Below are 22,205 nucleotides of genomic sequence, written 5' to 3'. Positions count from 1 at the left end.
CATACGGCACGCACTCGCGCCCGGCGCGCTCACGACCGGCTTCCCGCGGTGTGCCCACGGGCGGGGTCCGGCAGCCCGAGGTGCTCTCGGAGGGTGGCCCCGGAGTAGAAGTGCCGGAGCAGACACCGGTGTTGGAGCAGCGTGACGGTGCCGTTGACCAGCCGTTCCAGGTCCCGGTCGGGTGCCAGCGGCGTCACGTGGAACCCGTCCACCACGTCCGCCGCGTGCCACCGGGTGAGCACCTGGGCGAGTCCGACGGGCCCCCCGGTGTAGCGGGCGGACCCGTCCTGCCCGATGCGCACCGCCTCCGGGTCCGGGGCGGGCGGCCCGTCCAGGCGGGGCTCCGCCGCGAGGTCGACGGTGAGCGCCGCGAGGACGCGCAGGCCGTCGGGGGCGCGCCCGGCGGCCGCGGCGCGTCGGCGCAGCTCGGCCCGCATCACTCCGGCCTCGCCCGGGCTGTACGCCCGTACGAGGACGACATCGGCCCAGTACGCGGCCACGGCGAGCCCGTCCGCCCCGCACACGGTCACGTCCACGACGGTCACCGGCCGCTCCCCCGGCCCCCCGGTTCCGCCGCCGGCACCGCCCGGCCCCCGGACGGCGGCACCGGCGCCCGCCGCCGCCCGCTGCGCGAGGTCCGCCGCCCCGCCCGCCGACGCGTCCACCCGCCACCCCGTGCGCCCCGGTCCCTCCCGGAACAGTTCGGCCAGGGCTGCGACGGGTCCGGCGTGCGGGGCGCCGAGCGTGGGCGCGAGCCCGACCCGGCACGTCTGCGAGGCCCCCCGGACCAGCCCGTCGAGCGCGTCCGTCCCGGCGAGGGTGACGAAGTCCAGCGCCCCGCTCTCCGCCAGCCGCACCCGGGCGGCCACCTCCCCCTCGCCGCCGATCTCCGCCCCCAGATGCAGCGGCCTGCTGACTGCCGACCCCACGGTCACTCCCCCTCCGGACGTCGCGCTTGCCGCGCGGGTACCGGATCCCATCCGACGGGCAGACACCTCGACTCCCCGTCGACGTCGGCCTCGTAGCGCGCGGCGCGTCCTTCGGCGGGCGGGATCGACAGACGCGGCACGGCGGTGCGCGGAAGGGCAGCCGGGGAGGACAGGAGGGCAGAGACAGGCATGCGGGAGCTCCGTGAACGCGGGGTACGGACAGGGGAGTCCACACCCCACCGGGCACAACACGGCACGCGAAACGGGCACACACGGCGGCCCGAGCCCCTCAGCACGGTCCTGCGCCGCACCCGGAGGCACGGCCCTGGGGGGAGCGTACGGCCGCCGATCCGCGCCCTGTCAAGCATGTCCACACTGTGGGCAGCAGGTCTCACGCCGGTTGACGCCGCACGGAAACACCTGTTCCATGACAGCCATGCATCCGCAGCAGTGGCTGGTCACGCGCTCCCACATCGACTTCGGTCGCGTGTGGTCCGCGTCCTGTTGAGCGTCGGACTCCACCCGCCACTGTCCGCCGCCCACCGGCCACCGACGCCGACCGGGCGCACACGCCTCCCGCTTCTCCGCTGCGCGCCCCCCTCGTTTTTCCGGCGTCAGCAGCTGCAGTCGCAGCACTCACAGCCCTCGCAACAACTGCACCCTTCACAGCAGTCACAGCACGAGCAGTCGCAGTTGCCGCCGCATCCTTCGCGCCTCCGCCGCGACCACGGCCCCTCGAACTCGTCCGCACAGCACACCTGGCAGGTGCAGAACAGCCCGATCGCCACCATGCACCCGGCCAGCAGCCCCCGCGGACCGCGCGGCGGCTCGGGCGGCGGGGTCGGCCCGCCGGGCTCCCCCGGCACGCCCGGCGCCTGCGGGCCGCCGGGCGGGGCGTACGGGTTGCCGTGCGCGTCGAGCACCGCGGGACCGTGTCCGGCGGGTCCGCACGCGGTGGTGCCGAACGCCCGGTGCACCGACTGCTGGAGTTCGTGCGCCAGCAGTACGTGCACCAGCTTGCCGTCGACGAACTCGGCCTCGCGCAGCGCCAGGCGCACTCCGTGCACCGCGTCGTCGCACAGCCGGCGCGCCTCGGCGAGGGAGGTGCCGGTCGCGGTCAGCGGGTTCCAGGCGCCCGACGCGTCGTCGGCCGCCTTGTCCTCCACGGCGTCCAGCAGGTGCGCGAGCCGCCCGAAGAGGCGTCCGGCCTCGGCGAGGGGGGCCGCGTTCCCGGGCCGCCCGGCCAGGACGGCGGTGTGCGCGAAGGCGGCGGCCGTGGCCGTCTCCGTCGGCTCGGTGACGAAGAGCAGCGGCGTACCGGCCCCGGCGACGGCCTCGATGCCGGTCTGCCGGTCGACGGCGTCGACCAGTACCGCCGTGTCGAAACCGAGCGAGCCGCCGATCCTGGCCCCGGCCCGGTCCCAGCCCCTCGCCACCCGGCGGGCGGCGAGCGCCACCGGCCTGCGGCCCAACAGCCCGTCCCGGTCGGCGACGTGGTCGCGTATCTTCGCGGACGCCAGCACCAGCGAGACGGCGGCGGCGAGCCGCGCCCCCTCCCCCTGTGCGACCGGAGCGGTGCGCATCGCCCGCAGCGGACAGGGGCCGGCCGTGCGCCGCCAGTCAGTGGACCGTACCGACTGAGCCTCCGTCAGGACCGAGACGATCAGGCCGTCGTAGTTGGTGACGACCCGTGAGAACTGGCCGTGGTCACTGCGGAGCGCCAGACAGAGACCGCACAGGTGCGCCATCCACTCCGTCTTGAGCCCCTCGCTGAGCCGATGTGTGCATGGCCTGACGATGCCGAACATTCCGCGCCCCCGTAAAGCGGTCCGGCCTGGGCCGACGGGCCGCCGGACACGTAGTGAACCGTCCGTCAGGGATCGTACCGACGGCGTATGTTCACCCGCGCGTGTCCCTGCTCACCCGTCTGGCCCGATGGTGGGATTTACACTCTCCCGGCGGCCCCCGCAACGAGAGAACCCCGGTAAATCACCACAACTTCTGCACCAGTACCGTCACGAAAACCCTGCGCGCCGACTATCCACTTGGCGCGCAATCCGCATGATGGACGACCATAGGGGGAGCGGAACACAAGCAGACCGCGGTGAAAGGAGGCGTTCATGGGATCGGTGCGCAAGGCGAGTGCCTGGCTCGGACTCGTCGAGGACAACGACGACGACCGCTACTACGACGACGAGTACGCCGAGGGGAACAACGAGACGCCCGAGCCCTGGGTCACGGATCCCCGGGTCCGTGTCGTCTCCGAGAAGGCCGAGGACACCGGCCGCCGCATCGCGACCGTCTCCCCCGACGGCTTCCGCGACGCCCGCGGCATCGGCGAGCTGTTCCGGGAAGGCGTCCCGGTGATCGTGAACCTGACCGCCATGGAGCCCGGCGACGCCAAGCGCGTCGTGGACTTCGCGGCGGGCCTGACCTTCGGCCTGCGCGGCTCCATCGAGCGCGTGGCCACCAGAGTGTTCCTGCTGACCCCCGCCGACACGTCCATCGTGAGCGGCGAGTCCGCCGGCCGGCAGACCGGCGGCTTCTTCAACCAGAGCTGAGCAGGGCGCTCACCGGCACCCGGTCCGGCCGGGTCCGTGCAGGGCCCGCTCACCGGAACGCGTCGAGCCCGGTGAGCGCCTTGCCCAGCACGAGCTGGTGCATCTCCACGGTGCCCTCGTAGGTGAGCACCGATTCCAGGTTGGTGGCGTGCCGCATCACGGGGTATTCGAGGGAGATCCCGTTGGCGCCGAGGATCGTCCGGCTGGTCCGGCAGATCTCGATCGCCTCCCGTACGTTGTTCAGCTTGCCGAAGCTGACCTGTTCCGGGCGCAGCGTCCCGGCGTCCATGCGCAGCCCCAGGTGGTGGGCGAGCAGGACGCCCTTGTGCAGCTCGACCGCCATGTCCGCGAGTTTGGCCTGGGTGAGCTGGAAGCCGCCGATCGGCCTGCCGAACTGCTCGCGGGTCCTCGCGTAGTCGAGAGCCGCGTCGAAGCTGGCACGCGCCGCCCCCATCGAGCCCCAGACGATGCCGTACCGCGCGTGGCTGAGACAGCTCAGCGGGCCCTTGAGACCGGTGACCCCGGGCAGCACCGCGTCGGCGGGCAGCCGCACCTCGTCCATGACCAGTTCGCTGGTGACCGACGCCCGCAGCGACCACTTGTGGTGGATCTCGGGCGCGGAGAAGCCGGGGGCGCCGGTGGGGACGACGAAGCCGCGGATGCCCTCGTCGGTCTGCGCCCAGACGACGGCGACCCCGGCGACGGAGCCGTTGGTGATCCACGTCTTGCGGCCGGTCAGCACCCAGTCGGTGCCGTCCTTCTTCGCGTACGTCCGCATGCCCGCCGGGTCGGAGCCGTGGTCGGGCTCGGTGAGGCCGAAGCAGCCGATGGTGTCGCCGGACGCCATGGCCGGCAGCCAGCGCTGCTTCTGCTCCTCGGAGCCGTACTTCCAGATCGCGTACATGGCGAGCGAGCCCTGCACGGAGACCAGGGAGCGGATGCCGGAGTCCGCGGCCTCCAGCTCCAGGCAGGCCAGGCCGTACTGGACGGCGGTGGAACCCGCGCAGCCGTAGCCGGTCAGGGACATGCCGAGCGCGCCGAGGGAGCCGAGTTCGCGGGCGAGGTCGCGGATGACGGGGAGCTCGCCGCGCTCGTACCAGCCGGCGACGTGCGGCAAGACGCGGTCGGCGGCCCAGTCGCGGACCGTGTCCCGGATCGCGAGGTCCTCGGGGCCGAGCAGGTCGTCGATGCCGAGCGGGTCGGCGGGGTCGAACGGCGGCAGCTTCGCGGGACGTGCGGACATCGGTGCCCTCCGGCGGCTCTGATGGACTGCGATGGCTCACAGCGGCCTCGACCAGCGGTGTTGGTCAAAGCTCCGGGGAGAAGGTACGGGTCGGCGGCCCGGCTCGTCCAGAGCGGCCCCGCATCCTTCCGGCCGGGTCAGTCCCGGCCGGCCGTCGCCTCGGCGGGCTCCCGGGCCGCGGGCAGCGTGGCGGAGCCGGACTTCTTCAGGGAGTGAACGGCACCCGACGCGGGGGCGTCCTCGGCGTCCGTGTCGGCGTCCCTGTCCGTCTGGTCCATGCCGCGGGGCAGCTTCAGCGCGGCGACCGCGCCGACCAGGAGCAGGCCCGCGCTGGTCAGCAGGGTGACGTGCAGTCCGTGCACGAAGGCGACCCGGGCCGCGTCGTACAGCGCCTTGCCGGCCGCGCCGCCGATCTCCTTGGCCACCTCGTACGCCTCGCCGAGCGAGTTCGACGCGTACCGGGAGTCGGCCGCCGCGACGCCCTCGACGTGCTTGAGCCCGGGGGCGTACGCGGCGTTCATGACGCTGCCGAGCAGGGCGATGCCCATGCCCGCGCCGAGCTGGTAGGCGGTCTCGCCGATGGCCGCCGCCCCGCCCGCCGCGTCGGCGGGGGCCTCGCTGAGCATGGACTCGTACGATCCGAACAGCGTGGCCTGGAGGCCGAAGCCGAGCAGGACGAACCCGCCGGCCAGCAGCCAGGGCCGGTCCTCCTGGCCCATCATCGTCAGCAGCGTGACGGAGGCGGCGGTGAGCGTGAACCCGAAGGCGACCATCGCCCGGGGTCCGACCCGCTGCAGGACGTAGGAGCCGAGACCGCCCGCCACCATCGCGGCGAAGGTCAGCGGCAGCAGCCGCATACCGGTCTCCAGCGGGCTCAGGTGCAGCACGAGCTGGAGGTACTGGACCGCGATCAGCTCCAGGCCGACCAGCGCCAGCATGCCCAGCACGATGCAGCCCACCGAGGTGGTGAAGGGCGCGCGGGAGAACAGCTTCATGTCGATGAGCGGATGCGTCCGGCGCCGCTGGCGGCGCACGAAGAGCACCAGCAGGACTGCGCCGGCCAGCAGCGGGCCGAGCGTCAGGACGTCCAGCGTCGGATCGCCGCTGCCCGCGCGCTTGACCCCGTACACCACGCCGAGGACGCCGGCGGAGGCCATCAGCGCGCCGACCACGTCCCACGGGCCCTCGCCGCTGCCCTTGGACTCCGGCAGCAGCAGACGGCCCAGCGGGATGATCACGAGCATCAGCGGGATGTTGATCAGGAAGACCGAGCCCCACCAGAAGTTCTCGACCAGGAAGCCGCCGAGCACGGGTCCCGCGGCCGCGCCGATGCCGGTGACCGCGGACCAGATGCCGATCGCCATGGAGCGCTCGCGCCGGTCGGGGAAGACCGCGCGGACGATGGAGAGCGTCGCGGGCATGATCATCGCGCCGCCGACGCCGAGCAGGGCGCGGGCCGTGATGAGCAGCTCCGGGGTCTGCGCGAGGGCCGCCATCGCGGAGGCGACGGTGAACAGCGCGTAACCGATCATCAGGATGCGCCGTCGTCCGACGCGGTCACCCAGCGTGCCGAAGAGGATCAGCAGCGAGGCGCAGATCAGCGGATACGAGTCGACGATCCACAGCAGCTCCACGGAGCCGGGCCGCAGGTCCTCGGTGACCGAGGGCACCGCGATGTGCAGGATCGTCGAGTCGAGCGCGACCAGGATCAGGCTGAGCAGCAGGACGACGAGCACGACCCAGCGGTTGGCCCCGTCACCGGAGAGGAGCCGTCGCCAAGGACCTCCCGCAGTCAGCTCTTTGCCGGCCGTGGTTGTCCTTGCCATGTACGTAACCTCCCAGTGAAAACCCTCGCGCTCGGCGGGCCGCCGGGGACCTGTCCGAAGTGATAGGTCCTGGTGGGCCCGGCATCGACGGGCGAGCGAGCCGTCAGCGTACGCGAGTTCGCCTCCGGGGTGCGTGGCCCACCTCTCACGGAAACCTCCCGGCCCGTGTGGCATGCGCCACGCGGGCGCGCCGCACCGTGCGTTCCGCGCTCCCCGCACGGACACGCGCGGCGCCCGCCGGCCGGTTCCCGTGCCCGGCACCCTGGCTGGTGCCCGCCGTGGCCCTCCGTTACGCACCCCGCCTGTCGCGCGCGGTGGATTTCCCGCCGAAATGATCATCCGGAGGAATTCCCGGGATTCCGGGAGACCGTCCGGAGGGTTCCCGGGGAAATAGGGCACAAGGCCCCTGGCCTTTCCCGAACAGCCGGTGACGAACTCCGCCGTGAGACGCACCCCACATCACATGGTCATCACGAAGGGGCGGGACCGGGCGGGCCCCACACTCACCCGCTGTAATGTCGATTGGGTGCGTATCGACAGAATCTTTGCCCGGCTGGACCGGGAACCCGAGCCCCCGGAGATTGCGGTGCCCGGCATGAGCCGGACCCGCAAGGTTCTCTTCGGGTCGACGGTGGCGTTCTACATCGCCATCGTCTGGCTCGTCCTGGTCTCGTCCTGGCTCGTGCTGCTCGACTGGAAGGTCATGCTCTTCCGGCCGTACGAGCAGTGGCCCGAGGTGCACGCGTTCCTCGACTACTTCGTGGTGCTCGGCCAGCGCGGTCCGACCGCCGTGATGATCGCGGCCTGGCTGGGCTGGCGCTCCTGGCGGCAGCACACGCTGCGTCCGCTGCTGGTCATGGCCGCCTCCCTGCTCCTGCTGAACATCACGGTGGGCGCGGTGAAGGTGGGCCTCGGCCGGCTCGGTCCGCACTACGCCACCGAGATCGGCTCGGCCGAGCTGTTCCTGGGCGGCGATATATTCCCTTCGGGGCACACCGCCAACGCCGTCGTGACCTGGGGAATCCTGGCGTATCTGGCGACCACCCCGCGGGCCAGGCGCTGGCTGTCGGTGATCTCCGCGACGGTCGCCCTGAGCGTCGGGGCGACCACGGTGTACCTGGGCACGCACTGGCTGAGCGACGTCCTGCTCGGCTGGGCCGCGGGCCTGCTGATCCTGCTGGCGCTGCCCTGGGTGGAGCCGACGATCGGCCGCGCCGAGGCGTACCTCTTCGAGCTGCGCGACCGCTGGCGTGCGCGCCGCGCGCCCGCCCCGGCCGTGCCCGGCCCGGTCGAGCCGGTCTCCCCGGTGGTGGTTCCCTCGATACGGCCCCTCTCCGACGCCGCCGCGGCCCGCGAGGCGGTGGGCGCGGGCGGCGGCCGGTACGCGAGCACCCGTCCCGCCCAGCACCTGCCGGCCCCGGCGCACCTCGCGCCCCGGCCGCACACGTCCCGCCCGGAGCGCGCGCCGGTCACCCCGGTGGGCAGCCGCAGGCCGCCGCAGGCCCGCGGGGGCAACGGGGCGCACGCCCCCCACCCGGCGCGCTGAGCGCGCCGCCCCGCGTCCCCGACGCACGCACAGGGAAGGCCCCGTACCGCATCGCGCGGTACGGGGCCTTCGCCGTCCCGCCGGGGCCGGGACGGCCGACGGAGGGCCGCCGGGCAGCTGCCCGACCGCCCCGGCCGGAGGGGGCCCGCCGGGCGGGTCAGCCGATCCAGCAGCGGGTCACGCGGCCGTCCTCGGCCTCGAAGTTCAGCCGCCCGTGCAGGAACTCCATGGTGATGACGGAGCCCGGCGGAAGCGTCCTGACGGTGCTCCAGCCGCGTTCGGCGGCGGCGCGCTCGGCGTCCTCCGGGGCGAGGCCCACATAGGTGTCGGGGTTGTCGTCGGGCTGGGCGGGAGGTGTCGGTAGAGGTGCCATGGGGCCACCGTAGGGCCCGATACCTCCCCGGTCACGCTTGTGTCACAAGATCACGACAAAAGTTTGTCCGCGCCACTTTCACTCGATGGGGCGCATTCCCCGCCGACTCGCCGCGCATTGGCCCGGGAATGGAGACGTTCGACGCTTTCTTCGAATTCCGTCCGAAAAAGAATCGAACCGCAGGCCAGGGCTGCCGTCGGGGTTATGAAGCGGCGTAGGCCGCGGATAAGCACGGTGCCGGCAAAGCCGCGGAATCCTTTATTCCGTATTAACTCACCGCCTCCTCCGGCGATCCCGTCGCGTACGCCCCCTGTCGGAGCCCGGGCCGCGCGCGCATCATGTCTCGGGCGGGGCCCGGTCCGCTGACGCGAGGGGGCACGATGGGTACGGAGACCATGCAGGCGCCTGCCGCTCCACCGGCACGGCAGGGGCGGCCGGGGCGGGTGGTCGTGGACTGGCTGACCACCACCGACCACAAGAAGATCGGGCACCTCTACCTGATCACCTCGTTCGGCTTCTTCCTGGTCGCCGGGCTGATGGCGCTGCTGATGCGCGCCGAGCTGGCCAGGCCGGGCATGCAGATCATGTCGAACGAGCAGTACAACCAGGCGTTCACGATGCACGGCACGATCATGCTGCTGCTGTTCGCGACGCCGACCTTCGCCGGGTTCGCCAACGCGATCATGCCGCTCCAGATCGGCTCGCCCGATGTGGCGTTCCCCCGGCTGAACATGTTCTCGTACTGGCTGTTCCTCTTCGGCGGGCTGATCGTGCTCGGGTCACTGCTCGTGACCACCGGCCCGGCCGACTTCGGCTGGACGTCCTACACCCCGCTCAGCAGTCTGACGCGCTCGCCGGGCACGGGGGCCGACCTGTGGATCATGGGGCTCGCCCTGTCCGGCTTCGGCACGATCCTGGGCGCGGTGAACTTCCTGACAACCATCATCGGGATGCGCGCGCCGGGCATGACGATGTTCCGGATGCCGATCTTCACCTGGAACGTGCTGTTCACCTCGATCCTGATCCTGGTGGCCTTCCCGGTGCTCGCGGCGGCCCTGCTGGTGCTGGAGTCGGACCGGCGGTTCGGCTCGACGGTGTTCGCGCCGGAGAACGGCGGGACGCTGCTCTGGCAGCACCTGTTCTGGTTCTTCGGCCACCCGGAGGTCTACATCATCGCGCTGCCCTTCTTCGGCATCATCACGGAGATCATCCCGGTCTTCTCCCGGAAACCGATCTTCGGATACGTGATGCTGATCGGCGCGACGATGGCCATCACCGGCCTCTCGCTGGTGGTGTGGGCGCACCACATGTTCGCCACCGGCGCGGTGCTGCTGCCGTTCTTCTCCTTCATGTCGTTCCTGATCGCGGTGCCGACCGGGGTGAAGTTCTTCAACTGGACGGGCACGATGCTCAAGGGCTCGCTGTCCTTCGAGACGCCGATGCTGTGGTCCGTCGGCTTCCTGGTCACCTTCCTGTTCGGCGGGCTGACCGGAGTGCTGCTGGCGTCGCCCCCACTGGACTTCCACGTCACGGACACCTACTTCGTCGTGGCGCACTTCCACTACGTGGTGTTCGGCACGGTGGTGTTCGCGATGTTCGCGGGCTTCTACTTCTGGTGGCCGAAGTTCACCGGCAAGCTGCTCGACGAACGGCTGGGCAAGATCCACTTCTGGACGCTGTTCGTCGGCTTCCACGCCACGTTCCTGGTGCAGCACTGGCTGGGCGCGGAGGGCATGCCCCGCCGTTACGCGGACTACCTGGCCGCCGACGGGTTCACCGTGCTGAACATGCTCTCCACCGGCGGCTCGTTCCTGCTGGGCCTGTCCACGCTGCCGTTCCTGCACAACGTCTGGAAGACCGCGAAGTACGGCGCGAAGGCCGGCCTGGACGACCCCTGGGGCTTCGGGCGCTCGCTGGAGTGGGCGACGTCCAGCCCGCCGCCCCGGCACAACTTCGTCACCCTGCCGAAGATCCGTTCGGAGTCCCCGGCGTTCGACCTGCACCATCCGGAGATCGCCGAGCTCCAGCGGCTGTCGCAGACGGACCCCGCTCCCCTCGATCCAGAGCGTTTGCGAGGAGATCACGGGCCGCAGTGATCCGGCTCGTCAGCTCCGCCGGCTCCACCACCTCGAACTCCAGCCCCATCAGCAGCACATGGATCACCAGGACGTCCATGGAGTGCGCCCCGGTCCGCAGCAGGCAGGTGTCCGGTCCTTCGGCCTCCAGTACGCCGTCCTCCGGCCCCACGGCCTCGCGCGCCCGGTCCACCGGGACGAACAGGCGCAGAACGGCGGTCGCCGGGTACGCCGCCGTGGAGATCCCCCGCGAGACGTACGCGGCGAGGTCGTCGGCCGGGGCCTCACGGGGCTCGAAGCGCGGTCCGTGCGGCGGGCTGGGGGTGATCCGGTCGGCGCGGAACGTACGCCAGTCGGCTCGGTCCACGTCCCAGGCCACCAGGTACCAGCGGCGGTCGGTGCACACCAGGCGGTGCGGCTCGACGGTGCGCCGGGTGGAATTGCCCGCGTGGTCGCGGTACTCGAAGCGCAGCCGCTCGCAGTCCCGGCAGGCGGTGGCGAGTTCGGTGAGCACACCGGGGTCGACGGCGGCGGACCGGCGCCCCGGCAGCAGGGGCACGGTGAACGCGTTGAGCGCGCCCACCCGGCGGCGCAGCCGCTCCGGCAGGACCTGCTCCAGCTTGGCCAGGGCGCGCACCGAGGTCTCGCCGATGCCCTCGACGCCCTGGCCGGCCGCGGTGCGCAGGCCGACCGCGACGGCGACCGCCTCGTCGTCGTCGAGCAGCAGCGGCGGCAGCCGCGCGCCCACGCCGAGCTGGTAGCCGCCGCCGGTGCCGGGGCTGGCGTTGACGGGGTAGCCGAGTTCGCGGAGCCGGTCGACGTCGCGCCGCACGGTGCGCGGGGTGACGCCGAGGCGCTCCGCCAGGCCGGGTCCGGTCCATTCGCGGTGGGCCTGGAGCAGCGAGAGCAGACGCAGCAGCCGGGCCGAGGTCTCCAACATGCGGTGGAGTCTGCCAGGGTTCGCGGACAGGTACGGTCCGCGATGCCCCGGGAAACGGCCTCCCGGTGGTTCAGGGGGTGCTGACCTGGACCGCGAGGTCGTTGTCAAGGGTGTAGTACGGGAAGGCCACGGTCTTGGGGTCGTCGCCGACCGGCAGCGCCGGGTAGCTGAACACGCCCTGTTTCTCGGCGATGTCGTCCAGCAGCCGGGCCACCCGTACCGGCCCGCCGGCCCCGGCCGCGTCCGCGTCCAGCCACAGGTCCCACACCCACTTCGCCCCGTCGCGCCCCTCGGCGAGCGCCGCGCACGGCAGCGTGAAGGTGAAGTCGTGGCCGTCCTCCGCCACGGGCGCCACCGGCTCGCGGTGCACGCGCCCCTCGCCGCGCAGCAGGGCCTCGACGGCCGCGCCGGGGCCGGGCCGGGCGCCGTACAGCCGGCCCCGGACGGTGATCGCGGTGCCGTCGTCCGCGAAAACGATGTCACCGGCCTCGGCGTGCGGCGACCGCCGCCAACTGCGCACCGCGAGGCGGCCGTCGGAGGTGGCGTACGGGATGCGCACGGCGACGGCCTCGGAGCGCGGGTCGGGGGTGCGGTCCACCAGGGCGCGCAGGTCCCGCAGCCCCGGCCGCACCGCCAGGTCGGAGCCCGCGCCGTGCACCCGGGTCTCCCAGCGGCCCTCGGGGAGGTCGACGGTGCTCGGCAGCACGGCGCGCAGCCGGCCCGCGGAGACGGGGGTGAGCGGGAGCCGTACCTCGTCGCGGGCGCCGCCGCCGACCCGGTGCAGCACCAGGGCGGCGTCGGGTGCGGCGGCGGCGCCCACGTCGAAGGTGAGGCCGCCCGCGGAGTCCGCGGTGCAGTCGGCGCACGGCGAGCCGGCGGCCGGTACGGCGGTCTGCGCGGTGACCGGCCGGGAGGAGGGGGTGCTGCTCATGCGGTACGCCCTTTCCGGAGCGTGGAGAGGACCTTGCGGCGCAGGGTGAACGCTTCGTCGATCAGCGCCCCCGGCACGCGGTGCGCCAGGTCGCGCAAGGTGCCACGGGTGCGGGTGCGGGCCCCACGGGCGACGAGTTCGGCGTACAGCGCCGCGTGCCGTTCGGCGATCGGGGCGGGGTCGAAGCGGGCCGCGTTGACGAGGGCGGCGCGGCCCATGCGGCGGCGCAGGCCGTCGTCCTCGATCAGGCCGATCAGGGCGCGGGCCACGGCGTCGGCGTCTCCCCTGGGGACCAGCCGGCCGTCGACGCCGTCGCGGATGATCTCGCGCGGGCCGTGCGGGCAGTCCGTGGAGACGACCGGCAGCCCGCAGCGCATCGCCTCGACGATGGTCATGCCGAACGCTTCGAGGTCGGAGGTGACGGCGGCCAGGGACCCCTTGGGCCACTCCGCCTCCAGCGGGTCGGTGACGCCCATCAGCAGCACGTGGTTGTGCAGGCGCAGTTCGTGCACCAGGGCGCGCAGCCCCGAAAGGCTCTCGCCGCCGCCGTAGATGCGCAGCCGCCAGTCCGGCCGTACGGCGATCACCTGGGCGAAGGCGCGCACCAGCAGGTCGTACCGCTTGCCGGGGGCGATCCGCCCGGCTGCGATCACCCACTTGCCGGTGCCGTCACTGGGCGCCAGGCGGGCGGCCGGGACGCTGTTGGCCATCACCTCTACGCGCACCCCGGTGTGCTTCAGCAGCTCGCGGTAGGACCCGGCGTCGGCCTCCGTGACGGTGGTGACGGCGTCCAGCGCGGCGTAGCGGTAGCGCAGTTCGCGCCGCAGCCGGAAGCGGTGGCCGTCCAGGGTGAGGTGCTCCTGGCCGACGCGCACGGTGTCGGTGCGGGCCTGCCGGGCCAGGTGCACGTTGAGCCCGGGCCGGGTGCCGACGACGACGTCGGCCTTCAGCTCCCGCAGGTGCGCGCCGATCCGCCGGTCGGTGAGGCGGCTGTACTGGGGGTGCCGGCCGTCCCCGGTGGGGAAGATCCGGGCGGGCAGCCGGTGGTCGGGGTGGTCGCCGTCGTACTGCGGGCTCTGCCCGCGCAGGTCGACGAGATGGGCCAGGCGGACGCCCTCCGGGGCGCCCAGGGAGGGTTCGTCGCGGTGCCGGAAGACGGAGGTGATCTCCACGTCGTGCTGCTCGGCCAGGGCGCGGGCGAGGTTGAACGTGGTGCGGATGGTGCCGCCGACGGCGTACGCGTTGTGGAGCAGGAATGAGATGTGCATGAGGCGGCGCGTCCCCCCGGTCTGCGGCGGTCCGCTCGCGGTGTCCGCCGTCGTGCTTCCGCAGGGGACTGTACTGTCCCGGCCCCCTCGCGCGGGCGAGATGGAACGCTTTGGTGCAGAGCGGGAACCCCCGGGTCGCGTACGGCAGTTGGGGCCCGGCGAGGCGGCTGGCCCGCGTGCCGCCCGCCCCTCGCGGGGCCGGTCAGGCGTCGGGGACGACCAGCCAGGTTCCCGGGTTCAGCGCGTCGGGGCGCGGGCCGATCATGTCCTTGTTCGCCTGGTGGAGGGCCTGCGGACCGCCCTTGACCTTGTACGTGGCGGCGATCGACGCCAGCGTGTCGCCCTTCTTCACGATGTGCACGCGCCGATCGCCCAGCCGGTACTTCCGCGAGCACTGCGGCCAGGCCCGCCACCCCTGCACGGCCAGCACCCGTTCGGCGACCTTGATCTGCTCGTCCCGGGTGGCGAGGTCGGCGCGCGGCGCGTACGCCGGTCCGCCGTGCTCCTTCCAGGTGGGCTGCCCGAACTGGAGGCCGCCGTAGTAGCCGTTGCCGGTGTTGATCGCCCAGTCGCCGCTGCTCTCGCACTCGGCGAGGCAACTCCAGGGCCACTGGCTCGCGGCACAGCCGTACGGTCCGAACCCCTTCGCGTCGGGCGCCGGTTCGGCGGCCGCGCCGGACAGCGGGGAGAGGGCGAGCAGCGCGCCGAGCACGCCGCAGGACAGGAAACGGAATCGAGGCGTCAACACCCGCCCCACCCCACCACCGCGAGGCCCCCGCGCGCGCGTGCCGCGCGGAGGACCGCCGGGCCCCACCCGGTCGGGCGACCGGCCGGGACCCGCACGGACGCACCCCGCACCCACGACGCCGGCCCCCGGTCGTGCCGCCCGGGAACACACGATCGCCCTCTACCCCGGGTAACGGCCGAATCCGGCCACCCGCTTGATTCCCCGATATCGGTATTTGTCCTTCACCCCCACCGGCGCTCCGCGATTTCGCCCCCGCTTCGGATGAGTCGATTCCGTTCCCCGTCCCGCGTGACCCGGGCGACGGATCGCCCGTTGTCTTCTTGACGCTCCGGGAACCGCCCGGTGCCAGCACCCAGTTCGAGGAGCCACCCGTGTCGCGCATGCTCGACGTCAGCGACGACGTACGCGCCGAGATCGGCGACGAAGAAGCCGACCGGCTGCTCGCCGGCGAGAACGCCCCCGGCAGTTACGACTGCACCTCCTGCCGCACCCCCGGCGACTCCGCGCAGGAGGCCACCTCCACCGTGCTGTTCGTCGGCGAGGAGACCGCCGTCCTCGCCTTCGCGCACGCCACCTGCATCCCCTCCCAGGTCGTCCCGGTCTCCGAGGAGCAGCTCCAGGGCGCGGTGCGGTCCATCACCGCGAGCCAGGACGGCTCCGCGGGGGGCCCCGACGCCCTGCCCGAGCAGGCCGTCCTCGGCGTGACCAGCGGTCTCGTCCTCATCGAGGGCGAGCTGCGGCCGGCCCTGGTGGTCGAGCCGACGGCCGCCGTCGCCCGCCCCGGCTCGCAGGACGGCGACGAGTTCCTGCCGCTGCTCATCGAGCAGGGCTTTACGCCGGTCGCCGACCTGAAGGCGGTCCCCGAGGTGCTGCCCGGCTGGTCCGTGCTGCTCGCCGCCGGCCAGCTGCACGCCGTGCTGCAGCCGGGGACCAACGGCGGCGGACCGGTCGCCTGGTGGCAGGCGCACCGCCCGCTCCAGGTCACCGACGGCTGGCGGGCCGCCGCGAACAAGTCGCAGAAGATCCTGGTGCTGGCCGCCCCGGTCGGCTCCATCGGCCGGCAGCCGCGCGAGGACCTGCTGCGCGGCGCCCTGGACAAGGCCGCGGCGAACGGCCGGCTGGTGGCCGCGACGATGCCGCTCGCGGGCACCTGAGCCCACCCCGGGGCGTCGGCCCCGGCGCGGCCGCGCGCGTACGCTGCGTATCCGATTCCGGTCCGTTCCGTACGCTGCGTACCCGCATCCGTCGGGCAGTGGGGTCGTTGGCACGTACGTGCACTCATACGACCCCACTCGCCCGTACCAGAGCCAGATCCCCTCGATGCGGCCCGCGCAGGAGACGCCGCAGGCCCACCCGACGTACACACCGATCTACGACGCGCTGTACTCCGAGTACCGCCGCTCGTTCCGGGCCCTGCCGGGCGACCGCAGCGGCGAGGAGGACCTCGGCTTCACGGCCTTCGGCGCGGGCCTGGGAACGGGCCACCACGGTCACGGCGGCTACCCGGCCCACCACCGGATCGCCCCGGTCCCGCAGCCGGCCCAGCCCTCGCACCTGAGCACCTGGCACAACCTGCACACCCAGCACAACCAAGGGCGGCAGCACAGCGGGAACCACTTCCCCGCCGCACTGCCGCCCGGCCCCCGCAGGGGCTACTAGCACCTCGCAGAGGTGTTACTTCTTGCGGCCGCGCTTCTCGCGCACCCGCACCGAGATGTGGATCGGCGTTCCCTCGAAGCCGAACTCCTCGCGCAGCCGGCGCTCCACGAAGCGCCGGTAGCCCGCCTCCAGGAAGCCCGAGGCGAACAGCACGAACCGCGGCGGCTTGGCGCCCGCCTGCGTCCCGAACAGGATGCGCGGCTGCTTGCCGCCGCGGACCGGGTGCGGGTGGGCGGCGACGAGCTCACCGAGGAAGGCGTTCAGCCGGCCGGTGGGAACACGGGTCTCCCAGCCCTCCAGCGCCGTCTCGATCGCCGGGACCAGCTTCTCCATGTGGCGGCCGGTGAGGGCGGAGACATTGACGCGCGGCGCCCAGGCGACCTGGGCGAGCTCCGTCTCGATCTCGCGCTCCAGGTAGTAGCGGCGCTCCTCGTCGAGGGTGTCCCACTTGTTGAAGGCGAGCACCAGGGCACGGCCCGCCTCGACGGCCATCGTGACGATGCGCTGGTCCTGCACGGAGATGGACTCGCTGGAGTCGATCAGTACGACGGCCACCTCGGCCTTCTCCAGGGCGGCGGCGGTGCGCAGCGAGGCGTAGTAGTCCGCGCCCTCCTGGAGGTGCACACGGCGGCGGATGCCGGCGGTGTCGATGAACTTCCAGGTCGTGCCGCCGAGGTTGATCAGCTCGTCGACCGGGTCGCGGGTGGTGCCGGCCAGCTCGTTGACGACGACGCGGTCCTCCTTGGCCACCTTGTTCAGCAGCGAGGACTTGCCGACGTTCGGACGCCCGATGAGCGCGATGCGGCGCGGGCCGCCGAGCCCGGCGCCGTTGCCGAAGGTCTGCGCGGGTGCTTCCGGCAGCGCCTCCAGGACGGCGTCGAGCATGTCGCCCGTACCGCGGCCGTGCAGGGAGGAGACCGGGTGCGGCTCGCCGAGGCCCAGCGACCACAGGGCGGTCGCGTCGGCCTCGCCGGACAGGCCGTCGACCTTGTTGGCGCACAGCACGACGGGCTTCTTGGCCTTGCGCAGCAGCCGTACGACGGCCTCGTCGGTGTCGGTGGCGCCGACGGTGGAGTCCACCACGAAGACGACCGCGTCGGCGGTCTCGATCGCGTACTCGGCCTGGGCGGCGACCGAGGCGTCGAGCCCCAGCACGTCCTGCTCCCAGCCGCCGGTGTCCATCACCTTGAAGCGGCGGCCCGCCCACTCGGCCTCGTAGGAGACGCGGTCGCGGGTGACGCCGGGCTTGTCCTGCACGACGGCCTCGCGGCGGCCGATGATGCGGTTCACCAGGGTCGACTTGCCGACATTGGGGCGGCCGACGACGGCGAGCACGGGCAGCGGCCCGGCGGCGGCCTCGGAGAGGGCGCCCTCGATGTCCTCGAGGTCGAAGCCCTCCTGCGCCGCGAGCTCCATGAACTCCGCGTACTCGGCGTCGCCGAGCGCACCGTGGTCCACGGCCTGCTCGGGTCCGTGCTCGTCGCCGGAGTGGTTCTGGTCGTTCATGAAGTCCTGTCCTCGTTCATCATCGATGGGCCGCGTTTCCCCGCGGCCCACTACTCAAGTCTCGCCCACCTTCGGGCGGCGCGCTAACGCCTAACGCCCGGTGAGCCGTCTGGCCCCCGCCAAGTGGGCGGTCAGCCGTTCCTGGATGCGCACGGTGGCCTCGTCCAGCGCCTTCCTGGTACGCCGTCCGCTGCCGTCCCCGGCCTCGAAGGCGTCGCCGAAGACGACGTCGACCCTGCTGCGCAGCGGCGGCAGCGCGCGTATCAGCCGTCCCTGGCGCTCCGCCCCGCCGAGCACGGCGACGGGGACGATGGGCGCCCCCGACCGTACGGCGAAGTAGGCGAGGCCCGCGCGCAGCGCGGCGAAATCGCCCTCGCCGCGCGAGCCCTCGGGGAAGATCCCCAGGACCCCGCCGTCGCGCAGCACGCCCAGCGCGTCGGTGACGGCCGTCCGGTCGGCGCCCGACCGGTCGACCTTCAACTGGCCGATGCCCCGCAGGAACGGGTCGAGGGGGCCGACGAAGGCCTCCTTCTTGATGAGGAAGTGCACCGGGCGGGGCGCGGTCCCCATCAGCATCGGTCCGTCGATGTTGTGCGCGTGGTTCACCGCGAGGATGACGGGCCCGGAGGCCGGCACCCGCCAGGCGCCCAGTACGCGCGGCTTCCACAGGCCGTACATCAGGCCGATGCCGATGCCGCGCCCGACGGCGGCGCCCCGGCGGGTGGCGACGCCGGGTGCGGAGGTGTCGGTCACTTGCCGGCCCGCTTCTCCTCGACCAGGGTGACGACGCACTCGATGACCTGGTCGAGGGTGAGGTCGGTGGTGTCGACCTCGATGGCGTCGGCCGCCTTGGCGAGCGGGGAGGTCTTGCGGCCGGAGTCGGCCGCGTCCCGCTTGATCAGGGCTTCCTTGGTGGCGTTGACGTCGGCGCCCTTGGTCTCGCCGCTGCGCCGGGCCGCGCGGGCCTCGGGGGACGCGGTGAGGAAGATCTTCAGGCCGGCCTCGGGGAGGACGGTGGTGCCGATGTCGCGGCCCTCGACGACGATGCCGCCCTCGGCGCCGCGGGCGATCTCGCGCTGGAGTTCGGTGATCCGGGTGCGCACCTCGGGCACGGCGCTGACCGCGCTGACCTCGGCGGTGACCTCCTGCGTACGGATCGGACCGGACGCGTCCACGCCGTCGACCGTGATGGTCGGGGCCAGCGGGTCGGTGCCGGAGACGATGGCGGGCTTGGCCGAGGCGGTGGCGACGGCGGCGGCGTCGGAGGTGTCGACGTTGTTGGTCAGCATCCACCAGGTGATCGCGCGGTACTGGGCGCCGGTGTCCAGGTAGCTGAGTCCGAGCTTGGCGGCGACGGCCTTGGACGTGCTGGACTTGCCCGTGCCGGAGGGGCCGTCGATGGCGACGATCACTGCGGCCGGAGCGGTCCGGGCGGCGGTTTCCACGGTGTCGGACACCTTCCTGGTACACGGAGCGGGGCGGTGGGGACGGTTTCGCCCCTCGCAGGGGCGCAACACTGCCAACCATCTACGGTACCGGCTGAATGGCGTACCCCTGACGGGCGGCACCCGGCGGACTCCCGCTACGGCCGCAGCGACCACCCCCGCTCCGTCAGCGTGCGCGTCAGCCCCTCCACCGCCGACGGCTGCACCGTGAGCTGCACGCGGCCGGCCTGCTGTCCGGTCGCGTGCTCGATCCGTACGTCCTCGATGTTGACCCCGGCCGCTCCCGCGTCGGCGAAGATCCGGGCGAGCTGCCCGGGCTGGTCGCTGATGAGCACGGTGACCGTCTCGTACGCCGTGGGGGCCGAGCCGTGCTTGCCGGGCACCCGTACGCGGCCGGCGTTGCCCCGGCGCAGGACGTCCTCGACGCCCTCGGCGCCGCCCTGCCGCTTGTCCTGGTCGGCGGACTGCAGGGCCCGCAGCGACCGCACGGTCTCGTCCAGGTCGGCGGCGACGGAGCTGAGCACGTCGGCGACCGGCCCCGGGTTCGCGGAGAGGATCTCCACCCACATCCGGGGTTCGGAGGCGGCGATGCGGGTGACGTCCCTGATGCCCTGTCCGCACAGCCGTACCGCCGTCTCGTCGGCCTCCTCCAGCCGGGCGGCGACCAGCGAGGAGACCAGTTGCGGGGTGTGCGAGACGAGGGCGACGGCGCGGTCGTGGGCGTCGGCGTCCATGACGACGGGCACGGCCCGGCACAGGGCGATCAGCTCCAGGGCCAGGTTGAAGACCTCGGTGTCGCTGTCGCGGGTGGGGGTGAGCACCCAGGGACGGCCCTCGAAGAGGTCGGCGGTGCCGGCCAGCGGACCGGACTTCTCCTTGCCCGCCATGGGATGCGTACCGATGTACGTGCTCAGGTCGCAGCCCTGTGCCTCCAGGTCGCGGCGCGGGCCCTGCTTGACGCTGGCGACGTCGATGTACCCGCGGGCGGCGCCGCGCCGCATGGCGTCGGCCAGGGTCGCGGCGACGTGCGCGGGCGGCACGGCGACGATCGCCAGGTCGACCGGCCCGGCGGGGGGCTCGTCGGTCCCGGCGCCGAGGGCCGCGGCGGTGCGGGCCCGGTCGGGGTCGTGGTCGCTGAGGTGGACGGTGACGCCCCGGGCGGCGAGCGCGAGGGCGGCCGAGGTGCCGATCAGGCCGGTGCCGATGACGAGTGCGGTCCTCATTGGGCGATGTCCTTGCGCAGGGCGGCGGTGGCGCCGAGGTAGACGTGCTGGATGTCCGGCTTGGCGAGGCCGGTCTCGACGTGCGCCAGCAGCCGTACGACACGGGGCATGGCCCCGGTGACGTCGAGCTCCTGCGCGCAGATCAGCGGGACGTCGAGGACGGCGTCGATGCCGAGGTGGCGGGCGGCGGCGGCCGGGAAGTCGCTGTGCAGGTCGGGGGTGGCCGTGAACCAGATGCTGATGAGGTCGTCGCCGCTCAGCCCGTTGCGCTCCAGGACGGCGGTCAGCAGCGCGCCGACCCGCTCGCCCATGTGCGCGGCGTCGTCCGTCTCCAGTTGGACGGCTCCGCGGACCGCTCGTACCGCCACGACGTACTCCTCGGTGCGACTGCTCCCAATGATCCGTTCAGCGTAGTCGGCCGCACCGACAACGGCTCCGGCCGCCCACGCCGACGCGATCGCTCCCCCGCCGCCGGCCGCGCACGCCCGGGGCCCGCCCGCCGGCCCCAGCGGCTGCCGGGGGCTGCCGGGGGCTGCCGGGGTGACTGCCGCCGGTCGTCGGCGGTCTGGGCTGCACCGTACTTACTGTGCTCCGGACTTACTGTGCTCCGTACTTACCGTGCTTCGGCCGGCCTCGGCACTCTGGCTTCTTCCGCACGTTCGGCGTCACCCACCTGAGGCAGCGTCCCCCGCACCCGCACCCCCGCACCCCAAGGGAGTCCCCCATGCACGCACCCACGACCCGCCGGACGGTCCTGGCGGCGGCCGCCACGACCGCGGCCGTGCTGGCGGCCGCCGGTTGCTCCACGCACGGCGGCGACGGCGACACCGACCCGCCGCCCGCGAAGGACCCCGCCGACCAGCCCGCCCCGAGCGACCCGTCGGCCCCGCAACCGGCCCCGCTGGCGGCGACCTCCGACATCCCGGTGGGCGGCGGCAAGGTCTTCAAGGACGAGAAGATCGTGGTCACCCAGCCCGAGGCGGGCAGCTTCAAGGCCTTCTCCGCCACCTGCACGCACGCGGGCTGCTCGGTCGCCGACGTGACCGGCGGCACCATCAACTGCCCCTGCCACGGCAGCAAGTACCGCGTCGCGGACGCCTCCGTGGCGGGCGGCCCGGCGCCCAGCCCGCTCCCGCCGCGCGCCATCACCGTGGAAAACGGCTCGATCCGCCTGTCCTGACCCTCCACAATTCCCGCATGACCACGCCCCCTCCCGCACCGCACGTCCTCGTCCGCGACCACACCCTCTACTCCTGCGTCATGGGCTCGCGTGCGTTCGGCCTGGCGACGGAGGACAGCGACACGGACGTGCGGGGCGTCTACCTCGCCCCCACCCCGCTCTTCTGGCGCTTCACCAAACCCCCCGCCCACGTCGAGGGCCCCGCCCCGGAACAGTTCTCCTGGGAACTGGAACGCTTCTGCGACCTCGCCCTGCGCGCCAACCCCAACATCCTCGAATGCCTGCACTCCCCCCTCCCCCTCCACACGGACCCGCGCGGCGAGGAACTCCTCACCCTCCGCACGGCCTTCCTCTCCCGCCGGGCCCACGCCACGTTCGTCGGGTACGCGGCGAGCCAGCGCCGCAAGATCGACGCGGACGTACGCCGGTACGGCGCCCCGCGCTGGAAGCACGCCATGCACCTCCTGCGTCTCCTCTCCAGTTGCCTGGACCTTCTCCGTACGGGTGAACTCACGGTCGACGTGGGCGACGCCCGCGAGCCGCTGCTCGCGGTGAAACGCGGCGAAGTCCCCTGGCCAGCCGTCGAGAAGCGGCTCGCCGCCCTGGTCGAGGACGCGGCGGCGGCGCTCTCCACGAGCCCGCTTCCGGAGATCCCCGACCACGCCCGGGTGGAAGACTTCTTGATCCGTACGCGCCGCGGTTCGGCCCTGGCGTACGAGGAGTCGAGCTGACGCACACCTGGGGAGGAACCG

At 72.9% G+C, this 22,205-nt stretch carries 20 protein-coding genes and 1 pseudogene; 7 read left to right on the top strand and 14 right to left on the bottom strand.

The window, feature by feature from the left end:
* Nucleotides 1–29 precede the first annotated feature (29 nt).
* Nucleotides 30–929 (bottom strand): LLM class flavin-dependent oxidoreductase, encoded by a 900-nt coding sequence (locus tag ACZ56L_RS24530; protein WP_471066378.1) that lies wholly within the window; start codon nucleotides 927–929, stop codon nucleotides 30–32.
* A gap of 614 nt (nucleotides 930–1,543) precedes the next feature.
* Nucleotides 1,544–2,737, bottom strand: a complete 1,194-nt coding sequence (locus ACZ56L_RS24525; RefSeq protein WP_401760961.1) for a DUF5685 family protein — start codon at nucleotides 2,735–2,737, stop codon at nucleotides 1,544–1,546.
* Nucleotides 2,738–3,049: 312 nt separating this feature from the next.
* Here ACZ56L_RS24525 and ACZ56L_RS24520 point away from each other — a divergent pair, with 312 nt between their 5' ends.
* Nucleotides 3,050–3,490: a cell division protein SepF gene (locus ACZ56L_RS24520; protein ID WP_345224457.1), complete on the top strand. Its 441-nt coding sequence runs from the start codon at nucleotides 3,050–3,052 to the stop codon at nucleotides 3,488–3,490.
* Between the two features lie 49 nt (nucleotides 3,491–3,539).
* On the opposite strand, the gene ACZ56L_RS24515 is transcribed toward ACZ56L_RS24520, so the two are convergent.
* Nucleotides 3,540–4,733, bottom strand: a complete 1,194-nt coding sequence (locus tag ACZ56L_RS24515) for an acyl-CoA dehydrogenase family protein (protein ID WP_471066376.1) — start codon at nucleotides 4,731–4,733, stop codon at nucleotides 3,540–3,542.
* Nucleotides 4,734–4,870: 137 nt separating this feature from the next.
* Complete coding sequence (locus ACZ56L_RS24510) at nucleotides 4,871–6,559, bottom strand: MFS transporter (RefSeq protein WP_471066374.1); 1,689 nt, start codon at nucleotides 6,557–6,559, stop codon at nucleotides 4,871–4,873.
* Between the two features lie 526 nt (nucleotides 6,560–7,085).
* Here ACZ56L_RS24510 and ACZ56L_RS24505 point away from each other — a divergent pair.
* Nucleotides 7,086–8,105 carry a phosphatase PAP2 family protein gene (locus ACZ56L_RS24505; protein ID WP_471066372.1) on the top strand — a complete coding sequence of 340 codons (1,020 nt, stop codon included), beginning with the start codon at nucleotides 7,086–7,088 and terminating at the stop codon, nucleotides 8,103–8,105.
* Nucleotides 8,106–8,262: 157 nt separating this feature from the next.
* Here ACZ56L_RS24505 and ACZ56L_RS24500 read toward each other — a convergent pair whose 3' ends face one another.
* The gene (locus ACZ56L_RS24500) at nucleotides 8,263–8,478 is read right to left on the bottom strand and encodes an I78 family peptidase inhibitor (RefSeq protein ID WP_345224447.1); all 216 of its coding nucleotides are present in this window, start codon (nucleotides 8,476–8,478) and stop codon (nucleotides 8,263–8,265) included.
* Between the two features lie 380 nt (nucleotides 8,479–8,858).
* Between ACZ56L_RS24500 and ctaD the strand changes: the two are divergent.
* Nucleotides 8,859–10,497 (top strand): annotated as a pseudogene (ctaD, locus tag ACZ56L_RS24495) (aa3-type cytochrome oxidase subunit I); the annotation flags it as partial.
* Here the strand turns inward: ctaD and ACZ56L_RS24490 are convergent.
* From ACZ56L_RS24490 to ACZ56L_RS24475, 4 genes are all read right to left on the bottom strand, one after another.
* Nucleotides 10,435–11,493, bottom strand: coding sequence for a helix-turn-helix transcriptional regulator (locus tag ACZ56L_RS24490; protein WP_401760968.1), 1,059 nt, complete (start codon nucleotides 11,491–11,493; stop codon nucleotides 10,435–10,437). The pseudogene ctaD and the gene ACZ56L_RS24490 overlap by 63 nt on opposite strands.
* Before the next feature lie 70 nt (nucleotides 11,494–11,563).
* Nucleotides 11,564–12,424 (bottom strand): hypothetical protein, encoded by an 861-nt coding sequence (locus ACZ56L_RS24485; protein ID WP_471066370.1) that lies wholly within the window; start codon nucleotides 12,422–12,424, stop codon nucleotides 11,564–11,566.
* Nucleotides 12,421–13,692 (bottom strand): glycosyltransferase, encoded by a 1,272-nt coding sequence (locus ACZ56L_RS24480; protein ID WP_471066368.1) that lies wholly within the window; start codon nucleotides 13,690–13,692, stop codon nucleotides 12,421–12,423. The genes ACZ56L_RS24485 and ACZ56L_RS24480 overlap by 4 nt, the downstream gene beginning before the upstream one ends.
* 202 nt (nucleotides 13,693–13,894) lie before the next feature.
* Nucleotides 13,895–14,440: a LysM peptidoglycan-binding domain-containing protein gene (locus ACZ56L_RS24475; RefSeq protein ID WP_471066366.1), complete on the bottom strand. Its 546-nt coding sequence runs from the start codon at nucleotides 14,438–14,440 to the stop codon at nucleotides 13,895–13,897.
* Nucleotides 14,441–14,811: 371 nt separating this feature from the next.
* On the opposite strand from ACZ56L_RS24475, the gene ACZ56L_RS24470 reads away from it, so the two are divergent.
* Complete coding sequence (locus ACZ56L_RS24470) at nucleotides 14,812–15,594, top strand: hypothetical protein (RefSeq protein ID WP_471066364.1); 783 nt, start codon at nucleotides 14,812–14,814, stop codon at nucleotides 15,592–15,594.
* A gap of 118 nt (nucleotides 15,595–15,712) precedes the next feature.
* Nucleotides 15,713–16,099 carry a hypothetical protein gene (locus ACZ56L_RS24465; RefSeq protein ID WP_471066362.1) on the top strand — a complete coding sequence of 129 codons (387 nt, stop codon included), beginning with the start codon at nucleotides 15,713–15,715 and terminating at the stop codon, nucleotides 16,097–16,099.
* Nucleotides 16,100–16,114: 15 nt separating this feature from the next.
* Here the strand turns inward: ACZ56L_RS24465 and der are convergent, their stop codons facing one another.
* From der to aroH, 5 genes are all read right to left on the bottom strand, one after another.
* Nucleotides 16,115–17,605, bottom strand: a complete 1,491-nt coding sequence (gene der, locus ACZ56L_RS24460) for a ribosome biogenesis GTPase Der (RefSeq protein ID WP_345224434.1) — start codon at nucleotides 17,603–17,605, stop codon at nucleotides 16,115–16,117.
* A 90-nt stretch (nucleotides 17,606–17,695) separates the two neighbouring features.
* On the bottom strand, nucleotides 17,696–18,358 hold the full coding sequence (locus ACZ56L_RS24455; protein WP_401760974.1) for a lysophospholipid acyltransferase family protein: 663 nt from the start codon (nucleotides 18,356–18,358) through the stop codon (nucleotides 17,696–17,698).
* On the bottom strand, nucleotides 18,355–19,062 hold the full coding sequence (gene cmk / locus ACZ56L_RS24450; protein WP_401760975.1) for a (d)CMP kinase: 708 nt from the start codon (nucleotides 19,060–19,062) through the stop codon (nucleotides 18,355–18,357). Before cmk ends, ACZ56L_RS24455 begins: the two co-directional genes overlap by 4 nt.
* 125 nt (nucleotides 19,063–19,187) lie before the next feature.
* A complete protein-coding gene (locus ACZ56L_RS24445) occupies nucleotides 19,188–20,273 on the bottom strand; it encodes a prephenate dehydrogenase (RefSeq protein WP_345224428.1) in 1,086 nt (361 codons plus the stop codon).
* On the bottom strand, nucleotides 20,270–20,641 hold the full coding sequence (gene aroH, locus ACZ56L_RS24440) for a chorismate mutase (RefSeq protein WP_401761038.1): 372 nt from the start codon (nucleotides 20,639–20,641) through the stop codon (nucleotides 20,270–20,272). Before aroH ends, ACZ56L_RS24445 begins: the two co-directional genes overlap by 4 nt.
* 356 nt (nucleotides 20,642–20,997) lie before the next feature.
* Between aroH and ACZ56L_RS24435 the strand changes: the two genes are divergently transcribed.
* The gene (locus ACZ56L_RS24435) at nucleotides 20,998–21,453 is read left to right on the top strand and encodes a Rieske (2Fe-2S) protein (RefSeq protein ID WP_401760976.1); all 456 of its coding nucleotides are present in this window, start codon (nucleotides 20,998–21,000) and stop codon (nucleotides 21,451–21,453) included.
* 17 nt (nucleotides 21,454–21,470) lie between these two features.
* Nucleotides 21,471–22,184, top strand: a complete 714-nt coding sequence (locus tag ACZ56L_RS24430; RefSeq protein ID WP_471066358.1) for a nucleotidyltransferase domain-containing protein — start codon at nucleotides 21,471–21,473, stop codon at nucleotides 22,182–22,184.
* The last annotated feature ends 21 nt before the right edge of the window (nucleotides 22,185–22,205 follow it).

It is taken from the genome of Streptomyces sp. NPDC039736 (assembly GCF_055596485.1).
This window is presented reverse-complemented; position numbering and strand designations above follow the sequence as displayed.